Source organism: Streptomyces sp. Ag109_O5-10 (assembly GCF_900105755.1).
Taxonomy (GTDB): Bacteria; Actinomycetota; Actinomycetes; order Streptomycetales; family Streptomycetaceae; genus Streptomyces.
The window spans coordinates 2576081-2595737 of the sequence record NZ_FNTQ01000001.1; the positions used below are offsets into that span (position 1 = coordinate 2576081).

Annotated in this window: 15 protein-coding genes and 1 pseudogene; 4 read left to right on the plus strand and 12 right to left on the minus strand. The window is 72.9% G+C overall.

Annotated elements, in window-relative coordinates:
- Window positions 1-43: 43 nt before the first annotated feature.
- Window positions 44-1324: an AI-2E family transporter gene (locus tag BLW82_RS11765; RefSeq protein WP_093498741.1), complete on the minus strand. Its 1281-nt coding sequence runs from the start codon at window positions 1322-1324 to the stop codon at window positions 44-46.
- Between the two features lie 60 nt (window positions 1325-1384).
- Window positions 1385-1579, minus strand: a complete 195-nt coding sequence (locus BLW82_RS11770; protein ID WP_093498742.1) for a DUF3046 domain-containing protein — start codon at window positions 1577-1579, stop codon at window positions 1385-1387.
- A gap of 80 nt (window positions 1580-1659) precedes the next feature.
- Between BLW82_RS11770 and BLW82_RS11775 the strand changes: the two genes are divergently transcribed.
- Window positions 1660-2640: a hypothetical protein gene (locus BLW82_RS11775; RefSeq protein WP_093498743.1), complete on the plus strand. Its 981-nt coding sequence runs from the start codon at window positions 1660-1662 to the stop codon at window positions 2638-2640.
- Between the two features lie 33 nt (window positions 2641-2673).
- On the opposite strand, the gene BLW82_RS11780 is transcribed toward BLW82_RS11775, so the two are convergent.
- The 3 genes and pseudogenes from BLW82_RS11780 to BLW82_RS11790 form a co-directional block, all read right to left on the minus strand.
- Window positions 2674-2982, minus strand: a complete 309-nt coding sequence (locus BLW82_RS11780) for an AzlD domain-containing protein (protein ID WP_093498744.1) — start codon at window positions 2980-2982, stop codon at window positions 2674-2676.
- Window positions 2979-3731, minus strand: a complete 753-nt coding sequence (locus BLW82_RS11785) for an AzlC family ABC transporter permease (RefSeq protein ID WP_093498745.1) — start codon at window positions 3729-3731, stop codon at window positions 2979-2981. Before BLW82_RS11785 ends, BLW82_RS11780 begins: the two co-directional genes overlap by 4 nt.
- Before the next feature lie 28 nt (window positions 3732-3759).
- Window positions 3760-4593 (minus strand): annotated as a pseudogene (locus BLW82_RS11790) (AraC family transcriptional regulator); the annotation flags it as partial.
- Between the two features lie 443 nt (window positions 4594-5036).
- Here BLW82_RS11790 and BLW82_RS11795 point away from each other — a divergent pair.
- The 3 genes from BLW82_RS11795 to BLW82_RS11805 are packed head-to-tail and all read left to right on the plus strand — an operon-like array spanning window position 5037 to window position 11692.
- Window positions 5037-10004: an ATP-dependent helicase gene (locus BLW82_RS11795; protein WP_093498747.1), complete on the plus strand. Its 4968-nt coding sequence runs from the start codon at window positions 5037-5039 to the stop codon at window positions 10002-10004.
- A gap of 48 nt (window positions 10005-10052) precedes the next feature.
- Complete coding sequence (locus BLW82_RS11800) at window positions 10053-10895, plus strand: Fpg/Nei family DNA glycosylase (RefSeq protein ID WP_093498748.1); 843 nt, start codon at window positions 10053-10055, stop codon at window positions 10893-10895.
- Window positions 10896-10927: 32 nt separating this feature from the next.
- Entirely contained in the window at window positions 10928-11692 is a 765-nt protein-coding gene (locus tag BLW82_RS11805) for an SDR family NAD(P)-dependent oxidoreductase (protein ID WP_093508007.1), read from the plus strand.
- Between the two features lie 327 nt (window positions 11693-12019).
- Here BLW82_RS11805 and BLW82_RS45375 read toward each other — a convergent pair whose 3' ends face one another.
- The 7 genes from BLW82_RS45375 to BLW82_RS11840 all read right to left on the minus strand — a co-directional run bounded on the left by BLW82_RS45375 (window position 12020) and on the right by BLW82_RS11840 (window position 19571).
- Window positions 12020-12169 (minus strand): hypothetical protein, encoded by a 150-nt coding sequence (locus tag BLW82_RS45375; RefSeq protein WP_256215766.1) that lies wholly within the window; start codon window positions 12167-12169, stop codon window positions 12020-12022.
- Window positions 12170-12313: 144 nt separating this feature from the next.
- Window positions 12314-12688, minus strand: a complete 375-nt coding sequence (locus BLW82_RS11815) for a helix-turn-helix domain-containing protein (RefSeq protein ID WP_093498750.1) — start codon at window positions 12686-12688, stop codon at window positions 12314-12316.
- A gap of 109 nt (window positions 12689-12797) precedes the next feature.
- Window positions 12798-13343 (minus strand): CinA family protein, encoded by a 546-nt coding sequence (locus BLW82_RS11820; RefSeq protein WP_093498751.1) that lies wholly within the window; start codon window positions 13341-13343, stop codon window positions 12798-12800.
- Complete coding sequence (gene pgsA / locus BLW82_RS11825) at window positions 13340-14125, minus strand: CDP-diacylglycerol--glycerol-3-phosphate 3-phosphatidyltransferase (protein ID WP_093498752.1); 786 nt, start codon at window positions 14123-14125, stop codon at window positions 13340-13342. The genes BLW82_RS11820 and pgsA overlap by 4 nt, the downstream gene beginning before the upstream one ends.
- The gene (gene rimO / locus BLW82_RS11830) at window positions 14122-15594 is read right to left on the minus strand and encodes a 30S ribosomal protein S12 methylthiotransferase RimO (protein WP_093498753.1); all 1473 of its coding nucleotides are present in this window, start codon (window positions 15592-15594) and stop codon (window positions 14122-14124) included. Before rimO ends, pgsA begins: the two co-directional genes overlap by 4 nt.
- Window positions 15595-15686: 92 nt before the next feature.
- Window positions 15687-16526 carry a helix-turn-helix domain-containing protein gene (locus BLW82_RS11835; protein ID WP_093498754.1) on the minus strand — a complete coding sequence of 280 codons (840 nt, stop codon included), beginning with the start codon at window positions 16524-16526 and terminating at the stop codon, window positions 15687-15689.
- Between the two features lie 291 nt (window positions 16527-16817).
- Entirely contained in the window at window positions 16818-19571 is a 2754-nt protein-coding gene (locus tag BLW82_RS11840) for a DNA translocase FtsK (RefSeq protein WP_177232919.1), read from the minus strand.
- Between the last annotated feature and the right edge of the window lie 86 nt (window positions 19572-19657).

A 19657-nucleotide genomic window follows, 5' to 3' on the forward strand; every position in this document is an offset into this window, starting at 1 on the left:
ACTCACCCACTGACCGCGACTCACCTGCTGACCGCGGCGGCCGTCAGGCCGAGCCCCCCTCGGACTCCGGTTCCTCGGCCGGCCGCTGCCATATAAGGCGCTGCGTCAGGCGCCGTGCGCGCGTGCGCAGCCCGGGGCCGCCCGTGTTCCGGCGCCGGTGCCCCTGCACCCGGGGGTCGTCGGTGACGTCGTACCGCTTCACATAGGCGCTCAGGAACGCCTGGAGGGTGGCGACCGCCGGGATGGCGATCAGCGCGCCGACCGCGCCGAGGAGCGCGGTGCCTGCGATGACCGAGCCGAAGGCGACCGCCGGGTGGATGTCGACCGACTTGGAGGTCAGCTTGGGCTGCAGCATGTAGTTCTCGAACTGCTGGTAGATCACGACGAACACCAGCACCCACACCGCGTACAGCGGGTTGACGGTGAACGCGATCAGCATCGGCAAGGCGCCCGCGAGATAGGTGCCGATGGTGGGGATGAACTGCGAGACCAGCCCGACCCACACGCCCAGCACGGGCGCGTACGGCACGCCGAGGGCCTCCAGCAGGATGTAGTGCGCGATCCCGGAGATCAGCGCCATCACACCGCGCGAGTACAGGTAGCCGCCGGTCTTGTCGACGGCGATCTCCCAGGCGCGCAGCACCTCGGCCTGGCGGGCGGGCGGCAGCACGGAGCACAGGGTGCGGCGCAGCCGGGGGCCGTCGGCGGCGAAGTAGAAGGCGAACAGCGTGATCGTCAGCAACTGGAAGAGGCCGCCGAGCACCTGCCCGGACACGTCGAGCGCGCCGGCCGCGCTGTTCTGCGCGTACTTGCGCAGCCAGTCGGAGTGCAGCAGGCCCTCCTGGACGTCGACCCGCTTCAGTTCGGTGTGGAAGGTGTGGTTGACCCAGTTGATGACCGAGTCCAGGTAGTCGGGGAAGTCTTCGACGATCTTGATGATCTGCCCGGCCAGCATCGAGCCGAGCAGGGTGATGAACCCCGCCGTGACGATCGCCAGGCCGAGGAAGACCAGGAAGGTCGCGAAGCCCCGGCGCATGCCGCGGGAGGCCATCCAGCTCACCGCGGGCTCGATGGCGAGCGCCAGGAAGAACGCGATGAGGATGTTGATCAGCAGGCCGGTGAGCTGGTGGAAGGCCCAGCTGCCCAGCTGGAAGGCGGCGACGAGGGCGAGTGCCAGCACCATGGCGCGCGGCAGCCAGCGCGGCATGCGGGCGCCCGGCACCGCGGCGCCGGCGGCCGGTGATCCGGCGCGCGGCGTCGTGTCGGCCGTGTCGGCCGGGGATGCGTCCTGGGCGGTCCGCCCGTCCTCGTCAGTGGATACCACGGTGCAAGTCTCGCCTACGCCACTGACAACGCGTGGCTTGTCCCCGATCTTCGCGCACGGTCAGCGCCTCTCCCCCGGAACGTTCATGACCGTGCAGACCACGCGCCACACGTCCTTGGCCGCCCAGCCGGCGTCCAGCGCCTCGTTCACCGTCAGCCCGCCGAGCTCCGTCATCACATGATCGCGTGCGAAGGTGTCGGCGTACCCGGAACCGAAGTGTTCCGCCATCCGCTGCCAGAAAACCGTCAACCGCATGAAACCAGTATCCCGCCCCTGAGAGTGGGCCCTGCCCGGGAGCGCCTGCCGAGACCGCTTTCCGCCCTACGGTCTTGCGCATGGCCGAATCCGGAGCTTCCCCACTCCCCCCTACGCCCCCGGCACACTCCCCGCTCGTCCGCGCCGAACGGTTCATGTGGCTCACCGCCCGCGTGCTGGAGCAGCGTCTCTTCGCGTACCACTTCCTGAACGGCGGGCCCGATCCCGTGGAGATCGCGCTGGACGCCTACCGCAACGAGGACGGCGGCTACGGGCACGCGCTGGAGCCCGATCTGCGCGGCCCGCTGAGCCAGCCGCTGCACGCCGGGCACGCGCTGCGCGTCCTGGACGCCATCGGACGGTGCGGCGGGCAGCGGGTGGAGCGCGTCTGCCGCTATCTGACGGCGGTCTCCACCGCCGACGGGGCGTTGCCGGCCGTCCATCCGGACCGACGCGACTACCCGGCGGCACCGTTCGTCCCGGTCGTCGACGCCCCTCCCCCAGCCTCGAACACGCTCGGCCGGGGGCACCCCCATGGCTCACTGCTCGCCACCGGCCCGGTGGTGGGCCTGCTGCACCGCAACGAGGTCTGGCACGCGTGGCTGTTCCGGGCCACCGACTTCTGCTGGCAGGCGATCGAGGACCTGGAGAAGTCGCACCCCCGCGAGATCGAGGCCGCGGTCGTCTTCCTGGACACGGTGCCCGACCGCTCGCGGGCGGAGGCGACCGCCGACCGGCTGGGCCGGCTGGTGCGCGAGCAGCGCCTGGCCGCGCTGGACCCCGAGCGCCTCGACGCGTACCCGGTCGCACCCGGCTACGCCCCGGGCGAGCACCACTTCCCGCACGACTTCGCGAAGGCCCCGGACTCGCTCGCGCGCGCGTGGTTCACGGACGAGGAGATGACCCGCTCGCTCGACTTCCTCACCGCAGGGCAGGAGGCGGACGGCGGCTGGCCGGTCCGCCGGGACCCGTGGGCGCCGGCCGCCGCCCTGGAGGCCCGCTCCAGGGGGACGATCGAGGCCCTGAACACGCTGAGGGCGTACGGCCGCTTCGTGGGCTGACCGACGACTGCGGGAAACCGGGTGGCGGAAGTCTCAGCCGGTGACGGCCCGCAGCCCCGCCGTGACCACCACGGCGACCCCGACGACGACCAGGAAGGGCGCGCGCAGCAGCAGCGCGACGGCGGCCGCCCCGAGGCCCGCGGCCCTGGCGTCCAGCACGAGCGCGTGCCCGTCGGCGAACGTCTGCTGGGCCGTGAGGGCGGCGAGCAGGGCCACGGGCAGCAGGGCGGCCAGCCGTCGTACCACCGGTCGCTCCAGCACCCCCGCGGGCACCAGCAGTCCGGCGAGCTTGACGGCGTAGCAGCCGAGGGCGGTCGCGCCGATCGCGATCCAGAAGTTCACCGGGTCTCCTCGGGTGCCTCGTCGCGGGTACGGTCACGGCCGCAGCGGAGGCCGGAGACGAGCAGGGCGGCCGGTGCCGCCAGCGCGGCCACCAGGACCGGCACCCCGGCGGGGAGCACGGGCAGCAGGCCGAGTCCCAGCAGCACCGCGAGGGCGGCGACCGCGCGGTCGGTCGTGGTCTTCAGCATCGGGGCGAGCAGGGCCAGGAAGACGGCGGGTCCGGCCGCGTCCAGGCCCCAGGCGCCGGTGTCCCCGACGGCCTTGGCGCCGAGCGCGCCGAGCAGGGTGGTGAGGTTCCACAGCACGTACAGGCTGAGCCCGGTGACGGTGAAGCCGATCCGGGCGGCGCGCCGTGTCGGCTGGGCCAGGGTGACCGCGGTGGTCTCGTCGATCACCCACTGGGCCGCGAACGGCCGCACCGCGCGCGGGAGGGCCAGCACCTGTGAGAGACGCAGCCCGTAGAACGCGTTGCGCACCCCGAGGAAGAAGGCGCCGGCCGCCGCGGTGAACGGGTTGCCGCCGGCCGCGAGCGCGCCCACCAGGGCGAACTGGGAGGCGCCGGTGAACACCAGGAGGCTGAGCGCGCAGGTCTGGAGCAGGCCGAGCCCGCTGCCTGCCGAGGTCACCCCGAAGGCGAACCCGGAGAGTCCCACGGCGACCCCGACCCCGAGGGCGTCCCTGACGACGGCGGAGTCCGGCTTGGGCTCACCGTCGCCGCGTATGTCTGCGAGTGCTGTCTGCTGTGCCACCCCCAGGACGCTACGGACGGCCGTCCCGTGCGTCTTGTACGTTCTTGCGCTCGCGCTGGTAGGCGCCCGGCGGGACGCCGACGATCCGGGCGAAGTGCCGGTTGAGGTGCGGCTGGTCGGTGAAGCCCACGGCGACGGCGGCCTCGGCGGGTGCCGTGCCGGTGTCCAGCAGCAGCTGGGCGCGGCGCACCCGGGCGTCGGTCAGCCAGGTGTGCGGGGGCATGCCGTAGGCGTCGCGGAACGCCCGCAGCAGCGCGAAGGGGCTGGTGCCGAGGTCGGTGGCGAGCCGCTCCAGGGTGGGCGGCTCGGCCATCCGCTCTTCCAGCACCGCACGCGCGCGTGCCGCGAGCCGGGCCCCGGCGGTACGGACCTGCCGCTGCGGGAGCGCACCGCCGTTGCGCCGCAGCAGCCGGGTGACCGCCACCCTCAGCAGGGTGTCGGCGGCGAGCGCGTTGCCCTCGTCGGCGGCGCGTAGCACCCGGTGCACGAGGGCGACGCTGTACGGGTCGTCGAGCACAGGACTGACGAAGCCGGGGGTGCCCCGGATCGCGGTGGTCTCGGCGGCGATCCCCGTCACGAGGTCCGGCGCCGGGTAGACCGCCCCGTAGCGCCACCCCTCGGGCACCCCGGCCCGCCCGGTGTGCGGGGTGTCCGGGTTGACCAGCGCGAGCGCCCCCGCCCCCGCCGACACGTCGGAGCCCCGGTGGTGGAAGACCTCGACACCGTCCGCGATGGCCGCGATCACGAAGTGCTCGTGGGTGTGCCGCACGAACGTCTTCCTGATGTACCGGGCACGCAGCAGGTCAACCCCGGGCAACGCCTCGTACCGCCAGTGCCGCGCCCGCTCGTCCGATCCCGCCATACGACCATTGTCAGCCGCCCCGGCACACCCGGCGGCCCTCGGCCGGGTCTCTCTCATGGACGGCAGCGCAGCGCACGGACCGACGGCACGCTGCTGGACGGCACGCGAGCCGCCGCACCGAGCGCCGGCGCGGCGGCAGGTGAACAGGACGACGGGTGACAGGCCGGGGAGGGTCGGCAGCGCCGGGCGCCGGCGGGACAGGAGGGAGGGCGCACGTCAGAGGGCGGCAGGCGGCACCTCGTCCGGCTCTTCTCAAGCCGCTGATCCCCCGCCCGCCTTCCGGCAGCCGCCGGCGGCGGATCCGCCGCTCCACGGGCGTCACCCGCACCCGACGGCGACCCCGTCACGGGTGGTGCGGCTGGGAAACACCGGGACCGATGGCGAAGCCGAGGGCATCTCCGCAGGTCAGGCCGTTTGTCAGTGCCCGGGTGCAGGATTGACCCATGGCGAAATCCGCACACCGGGCCCTCGACGGCTTCTCCCCCGCGACCCGCGGCTGGTTCACGGGGGCGTTTTCCGCGCCCACCGCGGCCCAGGCGGGCGCGTGGCAGGCCATCGGCGCCGGCTCGGACGTGCTGGTGGTCGCGCCGACCGGCTCAGGCAAGACGCTGGCCGCCTTCCTCGCCGCCCTGGACCAGCTCACCGCCACCCCGCCCCCGGCCGATCCGAAGAAGCGCTGCCGCGTGCTGTACGTGTCGCCGCTCAAGGCCCTCGCGGTCGACGTCGAGCGGAACCTGCGCAGCCCGCTGACCGGCATCCGCCAGGAGTCCGTGCGCCTGGGCCTGCCCGAGCCGGAGGTGCGGGTCGGTATCCGCTCCGGCGACACCCCGGCCGCCGAGCGCCGCGCCCTGTCCACCCGCCCGCCGGACATCCTGATCACCACCCCGGAGTCCCTGTTCCTGATGCTGACGTCGGCCACGCGCGACGCGCTGACCGGCATCGAGACGGTGATCCTGGACGAGGTGCACGCGGTCGCCGGCACCAAGCGCGGCGCACACCTCGCGCTCTCCCTGGAGCGGCTGGACGAACTGCTGCCGAAGCCGGCCCGCCGGATCGGCCTGTCGGCGACCGTCCGCCCGGTCGACGAGGTGGCCCGCTACCTCTCCCCGCACCGCAAGGTGGAGATCGTCCAGCCGAAGTCCGGCAAGGAGTTCGACCTCTCCGTCGTCGTCCCGGTGGAGGACATGGGAGAGCTGGGCGGGTCCCCGGCCACCGACGACGGCGACGGCGCGGAGAAGCCGTCCATCTGGCCGCATGTGGAGGAGCGGATCGCCGACCTGGTGCAGGCCCACCGCTCGACGATCGTGTTCGCGAACTCCCGCCGCCTGGCGGAGCGGCTGTGCAACCGGCTCAACGAGATCGCCTACGAGCGCGTGACCGGCGAGCCCCTGGACGAGCACCACTCCCCGGCCGAGCTGATGGGCGGCTCGGGCGCGGCCCAGGGCGCCCCGCCGGTCCTCGCCCGCGCGCACCACGGCTCGGTCTCCAAGGAGCAGCGCGCGCTGGTCGAGGAGGACCTGAAGGCGGGTCGGCTGCCCGCGGTGGTGGCCACGTCCAGTCTCGAACTGGGCATCGACATGGGCGCGGTGGACCTGGTCGTCCAGGTCGAGTCCCCGCCGTCGGTCGCCTCCGGCCTGCAGCGCGTCGGCCGCGCCGGACACCAGGTCGGCGCGGTCTCCACCGGCGTGGTCTTCCCCAAGTACCGGGGCGACCTGGTGCAGGCGGCCGTGGTCACCGAGCGGATGCGCACCGGTTCCATCGAGTCCCTGCGGGTTCCGGCCAACCCCCTCGACGTGCTGGCCCAGCAGCTGGTCGCGATGGTGTCGCTGGACACCTGGCAGGTCGACGACCTGCTCACCACCGTGCGCCGCGCGGCCCCCTTCGCGTCGCTCCCGGAGTCGGCGTTCACCGCGGTCCTCGACATGCTCGCGGGCCGCTACCCGTCGGACGCTTTCGCCGAGCTGCGCCCGCGTGTGGTCTGGGACCGCGTCGCGGGGACGGTCACCGGCCGCCCCGGCGCCCAGCGCCTCGCCGTCACCTCGGGCGGCACGATCCCCGACCGCGGCCTCTTCGGCGTCTTCCTGGCCGGTGCCGACCCCAAGAAGGGCGGCGGCCGGGTCGGCGAGCTGGACGAGGAGATGGTGTACGAGTCCCGGGTGGGCGATGTCTTCACCCTGGGCACCAGCTCCTGGCGTATCGAGGACATCACGCGTGACCGGGTCCTGGTTTCCCCCGCCCCCGGCGTCCCGGGCCGGCTCCCGTTCTGGAAGGGCGACCAGCTGGGCCGTCCGCTCGAACTGGGCCGTGCGGTCGGCGCGTTCCTGCGCGAGGTCGGTGCGCTCCCCAAGGACGACGCCCGGCTGCGCCTGCTGGCGGCGGGCCTGGACGCGTGGGCGGCGGACAACGTGCTGTCGTACCTGGACGAACAGCGCGAGGCCTGCGGCCATGTCCCCGACGACCGCACGATCGTGGTCGAGCGCTTCCGTGACGAGCTGGGCGACTGGCGGGTCGTCGTCCACTCCCCCTTCGGCGCCCAGGTGCACGCCCCCTGGGCGCTCGCCCTCGGTGCCCGTCTCTCCGAGCGGTACGGCATGGACGCCCAGGTCATGCACGCCGACGACGGCATCGTGCTGCGGCTGCCCGACACCGACGTGATGGGCCTCGACCTGCTCGACCAGGCCCCGATGAAGGCCGGTACGGAGTACGACGCCGAACAGGCCCCCGTGGGCGCGGCGGACGTCGCCTTCGACAAGGGCGAGGTCGACCAGATCGTCACCGACCAGGTCGGCGGCTCGGCCCTGTTCGCCGCCCGGTTCCGTGAATGCGCCGCCCGCGCGCTGCTGCTGCCGCGCCGCAACCCCGGCAAACGCACCCCGCTGTGGCAGCAGCGCCAGCGCGCCGCGCAACTGCTCCAGGTGGCGAGCGAGTTCGGCTCGTTCCCGATCGTCCTGGAGGCGGTCCGCGAGTGCCTCCAGGACGTCTTCGACGTGCCGGGGCTCGTGGAGCTGATGGGCGACCTCGAATCCCGTAAGGTCCGGCTGGTCGAGGTCACCACCCCGGAGCCGTCCCCGTTCGCCCGCTCCCTCCTCTTCGGTTACGTCGCCCAGTTCCTGTACGAGGGTGACTCCCCGCTCGCCGAGCGCCGCGCGGCCGCGCTCTCCCTGGACTCCCGGCTGCTGGCCGAGCTGCTGGGCCAGGCGGAGCTGCGCGAGCTGCTCGACGCGGAGGTCCTGACCGAGCTGGAGCGCGAGCTGCAGTGGCTGGCCGAGGACCGCCGGATCAAGGACCCGGAGGGCGTCGCCGACGTGCTGCGGATGCTCGGGCCGCTCACGGACGCCGAGTTGGCGGAGCGGGGTGCCGAGCCGCAGTGGGCCGCGGAGCTGGCGCGCGCCCGGCGGGCCATCAAGGTCCGGATCGCCGGGGCCGAGCACTGGGCGGCGGTCGAGGACGCGGGCCGGCTGCGCGACGCCCTCGGCACCGCCCTGCCCGTCGGCGTCCCCGAGGCCTTCACCGAGCCTGTGAAGGACCCGCTCGGCGACCTCCTCGCGCGGTACGCGCGCACCCACGGCCCGTTCACCTCGGCCACCGCGGCCGCCCGTTTCGGGCTCGGGGTGGCGGTCACGGAGGGCGCGCTGCAGCGGCTCGCCGCGGGCGGGCGGGTGGTGCAGGGCGAGTTCCATCCGGCGGGCATCGGCCAGGAGTGGTGCGACGCGGCGGTGCTGCGCAGGCTGCGCCGCCGTTCGCTGGCCGCGCTCCGGCACGAGCTGGAGCCGGTGGCACCGGCCGCGCTCGCCCAGTTCCTGCCGCAGTGGCAGCACATCGGCAAGGGGCACGGGCTGCGCGGCGTGGACGGGCTGGTGCGCGCCGTGGAGCAGTTGCAGGGCGCTTCCGTACCGGCGTCGGCGCTGGAGAAGCTGGTCCTGCCGTCCCGCGTGGCGAACTACTCGCCGGCGATGCTCGACGAACTCACGGCGGCAGGCGAGCTCGTGTGGGCGGGCGCGGGTGCCCTGCCCGGAAAGGACGGCTGGGTCTCCCTGTATCTGGCGGACGCGGCCCCCGTGCTCCTCCCCCCGCCGCACCCGCTGGAGCTCACCGCCCTCCACCAGTCCGTGCTCGACGCCCTCTCCGGGGGCTACGGCCTGTTCTTCCGGCAGATCGCCGACCAGGTCCGCGCCACCACCCACCCCGACGCCACCGATCCCCAACTGGCCGACGTCGTCTGGGACCTGGCCTGGTCCGGGCGGCTCACCAACGACACGCTGGCCCCGATGCGCGCCCTGCTCGGCTCGGGCCGTACCGCCGGCTCCACCGCCCACCGCGCCAAGCGCACCGTCCCGCGTGGCCGCTACGGCTCCCTGACGGCCGCGGCCCGCCCCACCTCCCGCACCGGCCCGCCGACCGTGGCCGGGCGCTGGTCGCTGCTGCCGCAGCGCGAGCCGGACACCACCGTGCGCGCCCACGCCCTGGCCCGCACCCTCCTCGACCGGCACGGTGTGGTGACCCGGGGCGCGGTCGCGGCCGAGGGCGTCGAGGGCGGCTTCTCGGCGGTGTACCGGATCCTGTCGGCGTTCGAGGACAGCGGCCAGGCGCGCCGGGGTTACGTGGTGGAGGGCCTGGGTGCGGCCCAGTTCGCCATGGACGGCGCGGTCGACCGGCTGCGCGCGGTGTCCAACGCCCGCGACCGCGGCGAGGCCCTGCCCGGCACCGGCTTCGGACCCGCCGGAGCCGGCGGCGCCCCGGCGCTCTCGGGCCCGAACGGCGGCCACAGCGCACCTGCCGACTCCCTCGATCCCCTCGGCCCCTTCGACCCGGCCGGCTTCGACCTGGACGGCGACTTCACCTGGCCGCCCGACTCGCCCGCCGCCCCCGGCGACTACGTCTCCCCCAAGGACCTCGCCCCCGCCGACCCGTTCGCCTCCCCCGGCTACGGTGGCCCCCGAGGCGGCAGCCCCGCCGGCCCCTACGCCGCGAACCCCTACGCCTACGGCAACCGCCACACCCGGACGCCCGCGGCCCCCGACCCCAGAGCCGTGGTCCTCGCCGCAGCCGACCCGGCGAACGCCTACGGCGCCGCCCTCCCCTGGCCCGAGCCCCCGACCGGAGCCGGACACAAACCGGGCCGCAAAGCCGGCTCGCTGGTGGTCCTGGTCGACGGCGAGCTGACCCTCTACATGGAGCGCGGCGGCAAGACCCTGCTCGCCTGGCCCGCCGCCCCGGACACGCCCGCCGCAGACGACCCCCGGCTGCGCACGGCGGCGGAGGCCCTCGCGGCCGCCGCCCGCGCGGGCACCCTCGGCACGGTGACGGTGGAGCGGGTCAACGGCGCCTCGGCCCTGACCTCCCCGCTGGGCACCCTTTTGGAGGCCGCGGGCTTCATCGCGACCCCGCGCGGCCTGCGCCTGCGGGCGTGACCCAGGGTGCGCACCTCATCTCCCGTCCCCTCGTGCCACCCTTGACCCATGCCCGAAGGTGACACGGTCTGGCAGGCGGCGAGGCGCCTGCACGACGCGCTCTCCGGCCAGGTGCTGACCCGCAGCGACTTCCGGGTGCCCAAGTACGCCACGGTCGACCTCAGCGGCCGTACCGTCCTCGGCACCACCCCGCGCGGCAAGCACCTGCTCACCCGGTTCGAGGGCGGCCTGACCCTGCACACGCACCTGCGGATGGAGGGCGCCTGGAAGGTCTTCGGCACCGGTGAGCGCTGGCGGGGCGGCCCCGCGCACCAGATCCGGGCGGTGCTCGCCACCGCCGACCGCACGGCCGTCGGGTACCGCCTCCAGGTCCTGGAGTTCCTGCGCACCGGCGAGGAGGAGCGCGTCGTGGGCCACCTGGGCCCCGATCTGCTGGGCCCCGACTGGAACCCCGACCGCGCCCTCGCCAACCTCCTCGCGGACCCCGCGCGCCCACTCGGCGAGGCCCTGCTGGACCAGCGCAACCTCGCCGGGATCGGCAACATCTACAAGAGCGAGCTCTGCTTCCTGCTCGGCGCGACCCCCTGGCTCCCCGTCGGCGCGCTTCCCGCCGACCGCGTCGCGGTCCTGCCCGGCCTCGCCCAGCGTCTTCTGGAGGCCAACCGCGACCGTGTGGTCCGCCAGACCACCGGCCTGCGCAACCATGATCTCTACGTCTACGGCCGCGCACCCCGCCCCTGCCTGCGCTGCCGCACCCCGATCCGCCTCGCCGACCAGGGCGACGGCTCCCGCGAGCGCCCCACCTACTGGTGCCCGGCCTGCCAGACCGGCCCGGCCCCCTCCCCGGGTTCCCGGAGCGCCCACGGAACCCGCCCCCGCACGACCAATTGACGACCCGTCAGAAACGCTCGTACCGTCCCTTCATGTCCCTGAAGGCGTACGACCTCACCGGACGCACCGCATTCGTCACCGGCGCCGCCGGCGGCATCGGCCGGGCGTCCGCCGTACTGCTCGCCGAGGCGGGCGCGACCGTGCACTGCGCCGACCGGGACGCGGACGGCCTGCACGAGACGGCGGCGCTGATCAAGGACCGGGGCGGCACCGCCCGTACCCACTCCCTCGACGTGACCGACCGGGAGCGGCTCGGGGAGGCCGTGCGGTCCTGCGGGCGGCTGGACGTCATGGCGGCGATCGCCGGGATCATGCACCGCAGCCCGGTGCTGGAGACCAGGGACGAGGACCTCGACCGGGTGCTGGGCGTCAACTTCAAGGGCGTGCTGTACGCCTGCCAGGAGGCGGCGCGGCTGATGCTGGCCGGGCGGAACGGGGGCAGCATCATCACCATGGCCTCCGGGGCGATCGACACCGGCGGCCCCGGCCTGCTCTGCTACGGCGCGGCCAAGGCGGCCGTGATACAGCTGACCAGGACGCTCGCCAACGAGGTCGGGCGGCAGGGCATCCGGGTCAACGCGGTCGCCCCGGGCTGGACCCGCACCCCCATGACCGACCGCGAGTACAAGGCGGAGCAGCGGCAGACGGAGGCCTGGATGGCCCGGCTGTCACCGCTGGGCCGGGTCGGCGAGGCCGCGGACGTCGCGCACGCCGTGCTCTACCTGGCGTCCGACGCCTCCTCGTTCACGACGGGCCAGATCCTGCGCCCGAACGGAGGGGTGGCGATGCCCTGGTAGCCCCAGGAGTCCGCCAGGCCGTCCGCCAGCGGGCCGGCCCCAGGGCCCCCGCCGCCCGGCTCCTCGGCACGCAGTTCACCGGCAGCAGGCTCAGTCCCCACCCGCCGGCGGCCACGGTGCCCTCCAGTGCCCCGGCGCCGTCGGCGAAGGTGATCCGCAGCACGGCCCACCACCACACCGCCGCGAACCCCAGCGCAACCCCCCAGCGCACTATTCGCCCCACCATGGCCGTCACCTCCAGCCGGACGCTAGAACGCCGCCCGGCCCACTGGGGAGGCGCACCGAGGGCTCACCGATGCAACGGCCGTGGACCGGCATCGGCGCCTGCTACGCGTTCTCCACGAGGGCGCCCCACGCCGCCTCGGGCACGGTCTTCGGGTCCGCGTCGGACAGCGGGCTCTTCGCGACGTACATGCGTTGTCTCCGGTTGTCAGCCCCCGGTAAGCGTTCCTCCACCATGACCGGATCGGCGGACACCGGCAAATGGACGCATGCCGTCCGCGGACGCACGAAAGCCCCGGCCGCACCCTCCCGGGACTCCCCGGGAGGGCCCCGGCCGGGGCCTCGCGCACTTCTTCGACGCCGGGTCGGCGCCGCGTCGGGTCTATCTCCGCGCAGGTGTCACGCGGCGACCACGTCCACCGCCTCGGCGGGCGCCTTGATGGTCACCCGTTCCGGTGGCACACCCTTCACCGAGACGGTACCCAGCATCGGGCGAACCGACGTGGGCACGGGCTCGGTGGCCTGGGCGGACTGGGCCAGCTCGGCGAGGGCGAGCTCGTCGCTCACTTCTCGCATGAGCTCGGACATCCGTACGTCCAGCGCGTCGCAGATGGCGGAGAGCAGTTCGGAGGAAGCCTCCTTCTGCCCCCGCTCCACCTCGGAGAGATAGCCGAGTGAGACTCGGGCGGACGAGGAGACTTCGCGCAGAGTACGGCCCTGGCGCTGGCGCTGCCGACGCAGCACGTCACCCAGCAGGCGACGGAGCAGAATCATCGGTGGCTCCCTCCTCGGACCGCGTAGCCGCATCCTTCACGCCCCACCGTACCGCCTCGCGCCGCGGCCGTGCGGGGAGCGATGTCGTGTTCACTCAGGGCTGCAAACATCAAAACCCCCCGTTCTGTTCCGTATCCTGTGCCCGCTCATTCCCGGTCTGTTCGCTCGCAAGCTCCCTCAGAAGCAGTGCGAGTACGCTCCGTACACTCTCTCTACGAATTTCCGCGCGGTCGCCGTTCAACCGCAGGGCCTCCACTTTTCCGCCAGCGGCAGAACCGGAACGAGGGCCGAACGGCCCGTCCACGGCCACGAAGACCGTCCCGACCGGTTGGCCGTCCTGCGGTTCCGGTCCGGCGACCCCGGTGGTCGCGAGGCCCCAGTCGGCACCCAGCGCCCTGCGCACTCCGGCGGCCATCTGGGCCGCGACCTGCGGATCCACCGCACCCCGCTGGGCCAGCAGAGTGGCGTCGACGCCCAGCAGCTCGTGCTTCAGCTCGGTGGCGTAGGCGGTGACCGAGCCCCGGAACGCCTTGGACGCCCCCGGCACCGTGGTGATCTCCGCCGCGACCAGGCCGCCGGTCAGCGACTCGGCGACAGCGAGGGTCTGGCCCCTCACCGTCAGTAGTCGCACCAGTTGGGCGGCCGTGGAACTCACGCTTCTTTCTCCTCCAACGCTGCCGCCCGCTCGGCGATTCCCTGCCGCCGCAGCACAATGGCCTGTCTCACGTAGTCGAGGCCGGTGACGACGGTCAGGACGACGGCCGCGGCCATCACCCAGAACCTCAGGGTGGCCAGCCACCCCGTCAGTGCCAGCACGTACATCCCGACGGCCACGCCCTGGGTGAGGGTCTTGAGCTTGCCGCCACGGCTGGCCGGGATCACGCCGTACCGGATGACCACGAAACGCAGCAGCGTGATGCCGAGTTCCCGGGCGAGGATGACGATCGTCACCCACCAGGGCAGATCGCCGAGCCCGGACAGGCAGATCAGCGCCGCTCCCATGATGGCCTTGTCGGCGATGGGGTCGGCGATCTTCCCGAAGTCGGTGACGAGGTTGTAGGTGCGTGCCAGATGCCCGTCGAACAGGTCGGTGATCATGGCGATGGCGAAGGCCGCCCAGGCGAGCGAGCGCCACGCCGGGTCGTAGCCGCCGCCGGCCAGCATCAGGGCGACGAAGCCGGGCACCAGGACCAGCCGGAGCATGGTCAGCAGATTGGCGACGTTCCACAGGCTGGCCTGGTTGACGGCGGCAGCGGCGATCTTCCCGCCGCGCGCGGGCCGCTCGCCTTCGCGGTGACCGGAGTCACGGGGACCGGGGTCAAGGGAACCAGAGTCGCGGGAACCGGAATCCGGAGCGGCACCGGAGGTCGCGGCGGAGACCGGGGCGCCGTGCGCGCCGGAGGAGCCGCCCGCGGCGGACGCCGGGACTCCGGTCATCTGCCCGCCTCCTCACTCCACGCGGGCGAGCCCTGGAGCGGCTCGGCCACCAGGTCGACACCTTCCGTACCGACCACCTTCGCCTCGACCATACGGCCGATGCGCAGTCCCGCGCCGCTGGTGAGCAGCACCTGTCCGTCCGTCTCGGGCGCCTGGTGGGCCGCTCGGCCGTAGACGCCGTCCTCGTCGTCCACGGACTCCACGAGGACCTGCACGGTCTCGCCGAGGCGCTCCTCGGCCCGCTGCGAGACGAGTTCCTCGGCGAGCCGGGAGATGTGCGCGAGGCGCTCGGCCACGACCTCCTCGGCGAGCTTGTTCTCGTACGTCGCCGCCTCGGTGCCCTCTTCGTCGGAGTACCCGAAGACGCCGATGGCGTCGAGGCGCGCGCCGTTCAGGAAACGCTCCAGCTCGCCGAGGTCGGACTCGGACTCGCCGGGGAAGCCGACGATGAAGTTGGAGCGGACACCCGCCTGCGGGGCCTTGCTCCGGATGGTGTCGAGCAACTCCAGGAAGCGGTCGGTGTCGCCGAAGCGGCGCATGGACCGCAGCACGCCCGGGGCGGAGTGCTGGAAGGAGAGGTCGAAGTACGGGACGACCTTCGGGGTGGAGGTCAGCACGTCGATCAGGCCGGGGCGCATCTCGGCGGGCTGGAGGTAGCTGACGCGCACCCGTTCGACACCGTCCACCTCGGCCAGCTCCGGCAGCAGGGACTCCAGGAGACGGATGTCACCCAGGTCCTTGCCGTAGGAGGTGTTGTTCTCGGAGACCAGCATGATCTCCTTCACGCCCTGCTCGGCCAGCCACCGGGTCTCGTTCAGCACGTCGCTCGGGCGGCGTGAGATGAAGGAGCCGCGGAAGGACGGGATGGCGCAGAAGGAGCAGCGGCGGTCGCAGCCGGAGGCGAGCTTCACCGAGGCGACGGGGGCGCCGTCCAGGCGGCGGCGCAGGGGCGCACGCGGCCCGGAGGCGGGCGCTACGCCCTCGGGGAGGTCGGCGGGGCCGTGGCCCGGGAGCGCCACCGCGGCGGCCGAGTCCTGCCGCTCGGCGGGGCTGATGGGCAGCAGCTTGCGCCGGTCGCGCGGGGTGTGCGAGGCGTGGATGCCGCCGTTGAGGATGGTCTGCAGGCGGTCGGAGATGTCGGAGTAGTCGTCGAAGCCCAGCACGCCGTCCGCCTCGGGCAGCGCCTCGGCGAGCTCCTTGCCGTACCGCTCGGCCATGCAGCCCACCGCCACGACGGCCTGGGTTCTGCCGTGTCCCTTGAGGTCGTTTGCCTCCAGGAGGGCGTCGACCGAGTCCTTCTTGGCGGCCTCGACGAATCCACAGGTGTTGACGACGGCGACATCCGCGTCCGATGCGTCCTCTACGAGCTGCCAGCCGTCCGCCTCCAAACGGCCTGCGAGCTCCTCCGAGTCCACCTCGTTACGGGCGCAGCCGAGAGTGACGAGTGCGACGGTGCGGCGTTCAGGCATGGGCTCAAGACTACTTTGTCTCGCTGACAGCCCACGTCGAAGGGGCTGGCCGATCATGGCCAACCCCTTGTGTACGCGCATAACCCGAACGATTATCCGACTTCCGGGTCGCCCTTGGTGTAGGTCAGGCGCTCCACCGCGCCGGGCCGGAACTGGTCCTCGATCTTCTTTCCGTTGACGTAGAGCTGGATGGCTCCGGCGTCGCCGAGGATCAGGTTGATCTTGGAGTTGTCCTGGAAGGTCTTGGACTCGCCCTTCTTCAGGAGCCCGTCGAAGAGCATCCGGCCGTTGTGGTCCTTGGCCGAGATCCAGCTGCGTCCGTTGACCGCGCTGACCTGGACGGTGACCTTGTCCTGGGGCGCGGCGGCGATCGCGCTGTCGGAGGGCCCGGGGGTCTTGTCGGGCCTGCTCTCCTTCGGGGTCGGCGAGACCGGCTTGCTGGTCGACGGGGCGGGGCCCTCGGCGACCGACTGCTTGGCGTCGTCGCCGCCGCCCTTGAAGGCGGTGAAGCCGACGAAACCGATCACGACGACGATCGCGGCGACCATGGCCGCCGTCCAGTTGGGCCCGCGACGCTCGGGGCGGATACGTTCCGCCTCGAACAGCGGCGCGGCGGGCGTCGGCGCGGGCCGCCCACCACCGTGGTCCGCCGCGAACTGCGCGAGCAGCGGCTCGGGGTCGAGGCCGACGGCCTTCGCCAGGGTCCGGATGTGCCCGCGGGCGTAGACGTCGCCGCCGCAGGGGGCGAAGTCGTCGGCCTCGATGGCGTGCACGATGGCGATACGGACCCGGGTGCTCCCGCTGATCTCGTCGACGGTCAGCCCGGCGGCGATGCGGGCCTGCTTGAGGGCTCGGCCTACGGAGGGGCGGTTTTCCTCGGACACGTCTGGGAACGGACGCTCGTCTTCAGGGGAGTTGCTGCCGATGGACACGGGGGCGCCTTTCGAGCGTGTAGCCACCTGTGCTGGAGGTTCAGTCTATGGGGGGTGCAAAAGGGTGAGGCAACCGGGCGGTACGACTTTGTACGCCATCGGTATGGCCCGACATCCCGATGACGGGTCAGGTGCGCACCCCTGAATGGGGTACACACCTTTCCTCTCGCTCAACTTGACGTACGTCAAAGGGAAACGGTTGCCCGACGGTCCCTAACGGGTGGATCACGGCGACGACTCCACCGGGTCCGCAGGCGCCCGTAGCCCTCAGACAGGCCTACCCCTCTACGTCTACCCCTCGGACTCCCCACGGATCACAGCAAGCACCCCGTCCAGCTCATCAGGTTTTACCAGAACGTCGCGCGCCTTGGACCCCTCGCTCGGCCCCACCACGCCCCGCGACTCCATGAGGTCCATGAGCCGGCCGGCCTTGGCGAAGCCGACGCGCAGCTTGCGCTGGAGCATGGAGGTGGAGCCGAACTGGGTGGAGACGACCAGCTCAGCGGCCTGGCAGAGCAGGTCGAGGTCGTCGCCGATGTCCTCGTCGATCTCCTTCTTCTGCTTGGAGCCCACGGTGACGTCGTCCCGGAAGACCGGCGCCATCTGGTCCTTGCAGTGCTGGACGACGGCGGCGACCTCCTCCTCGGTGACGAACGCGCCCTGCATACGGGTCGGCTTGTTCGCCCCCATCGGAAGGAAGAGGCCGTCGCCCTTGCCGATGAGCTTCTCGGCGCCGGGCTGGTCGAGGATGACGCGGCTGTCGGCGAGCGAGGAGGTGGCGAAGGCGAGCCGGGAGGGCACGTTCGCCTTGATGAGACCGGTGACCACGTCGACCGACGGGCGCTGGGTGGCGAGCACCAGGTGGATGCCGGCCGCCCGCGCGAGCTGCGTGATGCGCACGATCGCGTCCTCGACGTCCCGCGGGGCGACCATCATCAGGTCGGCCAGCTCGTCGACGATCACCAGCAGGTACGGGTACGGCTGCAGCTCCCGCTCGCTGCCCTCGGGGAGCTTGACCTTGCCCTCGCGGATCGCCTTGTTGAAGTCGTCGATGTGCCGGAACCCGAACGCCGCCAGGTCGTCGTAGCGCAGGTCCATCTCGCGTACGACCCACTGCAGCGCCTCGGCCGCGCGCTTGGGGTTGGTGATGATCGGCGTGATCAGGTGCGGGATGCCCTCGTAGGCGGTCAGCTCGACCCGCTTGGGGTCGACCAGGACCATCCGCACGTCCTCCGGGGTCGCCCGCATCATGACCGAGGTGATCAGGCAGTTGATGCAGGACGACTTGCCGGAGCCGGTGGCGCCGGCGACGAGCATGTGCGGCATCTTCGCCAGCGAGTGCATGACGTAGCCGCCCTCGACGTCCTTGCCGAAGGCGACCAGCATCGGGTCGTCGTCCTCGGCGGACTCGGCGAGCCGCAGCACGTCCCCGAGGTTGACCATCTCGCGGTCGGTGTTGGGGATCTCGATGCCGACCGCGGACTTGCCGGGGATCGGGCTGATGATCCGCACGTCCGGGCTGGCGACGGCGTACGCGATGTTCTTGGTGAGCGCGGTGATCCGCTCGACCTTCACGGCGGGACCGAGCTCGACCTCGTAGCGGGTGACCGTCGGGCCGCGGGTGAAGCCGGTGACCGCCGCGTCGACCTTGAACTCGGAGAAGACGGTGGTGAGCGAGGCGACCACCCGGTCGTTGGCCTCGCTGCGCGCCTTGCCCGGGCCGCCGCGGGTGAGGAGGTCCAGGGTCGGCAGCGAGTAGGTGATGTCGCCGGAGAGCTGGAGCTGCTCGGCGCGCGGGGGCAGGTCGCGGGGCTCCGCGGGCGCCGGTTTGGTCAGGTCGGCGACGACCGGCTCGACCTTGAGCCTCTCCTGCTTGGGGCGCGCGGCCGGGACCGGACTCGGACTCGGGCTCGGCGCCGGCACGGGCGTGGGGGTGGTGTCCTCACGGTCGCCCACGCTGACGCCCTGGGTGAGGTCGGCGACGAGCGGCGAGGGCGGCATGCCGTGCAGGACGGCGCCGTCGAGCGCGGCCGCGGCGGCCGCCGCGACGTCCACGGCGTCCATCTGGCGGCCCAGCTCGGGCTGCGGCACGGCGGAGCGCCGCGGACGGCCCCGGCGCTTGGCGAGGGCCTCCTGCTCGGCGCTGTCGGGGTCGTACTCCTGGGGGGCACCGGAGCGCCTGCGGGGGCGCGCGGGCAGCGCCTGGCGCCACTGCTCGTCGTAGCGCTCGTCGTCCTCGCCGTACTCCTGGTACCCGTCGTCGGGCTCGGGGTCGTGCAGCAGCCCGAGGCGCGCGCCGAGCGCCCGCAGACGCTGCGGGATGGCGTTCACCGGGGTCGCGGTGACCACGAGCAGTCCGAAGACCGTGAGCAGCACCAGCAGGGGTACGGCGAGGACGTCGGTCATGGTGTACGTCAGCGGGGTCGCCGCCGCCCAGCCGATGAGGCCGCCGGCGTCCCTTATGCCCTGCATGCCGTCGCTGCGGGCGGGCGAGCCGCACGCGATGTGCACCTGGCCGAGCACGCCGACGACCAGTGCCGACAGGCCGATCACGATCCGCCCGTTGGCGTCCTCCTGCTCGGGGTGGCGCATGAACCGCACGGCGATCATCGCGAGCAGTATCGGCACCAGCAGGTCGAGGCGGCCGAAGGCGCCGGTCACGAGGATCTCGACCAGGTCGCCGACCGGGCCGCGCAGGTCGGCCCAGGTGCCGGCGGCGACGATCAGGGCGATGCCGAGCAGGAGCAGGGCGATGCCGTCCTTGCGATGGGCCGGGTCCAGGTTCCTGGCTCCCTGCCCTATGCCGCGGAAGACGGCGCCGACGGCGTGCGCGACGCCTAGCCACAGGGCGCGCACCAGGCGGTACACGCCCCCGGTGGGGCTGGGCGCCGGCCTGGGTGCCGGCGCGGACTTCTTCGCCGCGGTCCTCTTGGCGGGCGCCTTCTTGGCCGGGGCTTTCTTCGCGGCGGCCTTCTTCGCCGGAGCCTTCGAGGGAGCGGCCCTCTTCGCGGGCTGCTTCTTGGCTGCGGAGGGACGTGAGGCCATGGGTGTGAGGTTACCGGGGGATGCGACAGGGGACACGTGTGCCCACTGCTTCACCCGTTCGTGTCGCCCTTCGCGGGACGTGGAAC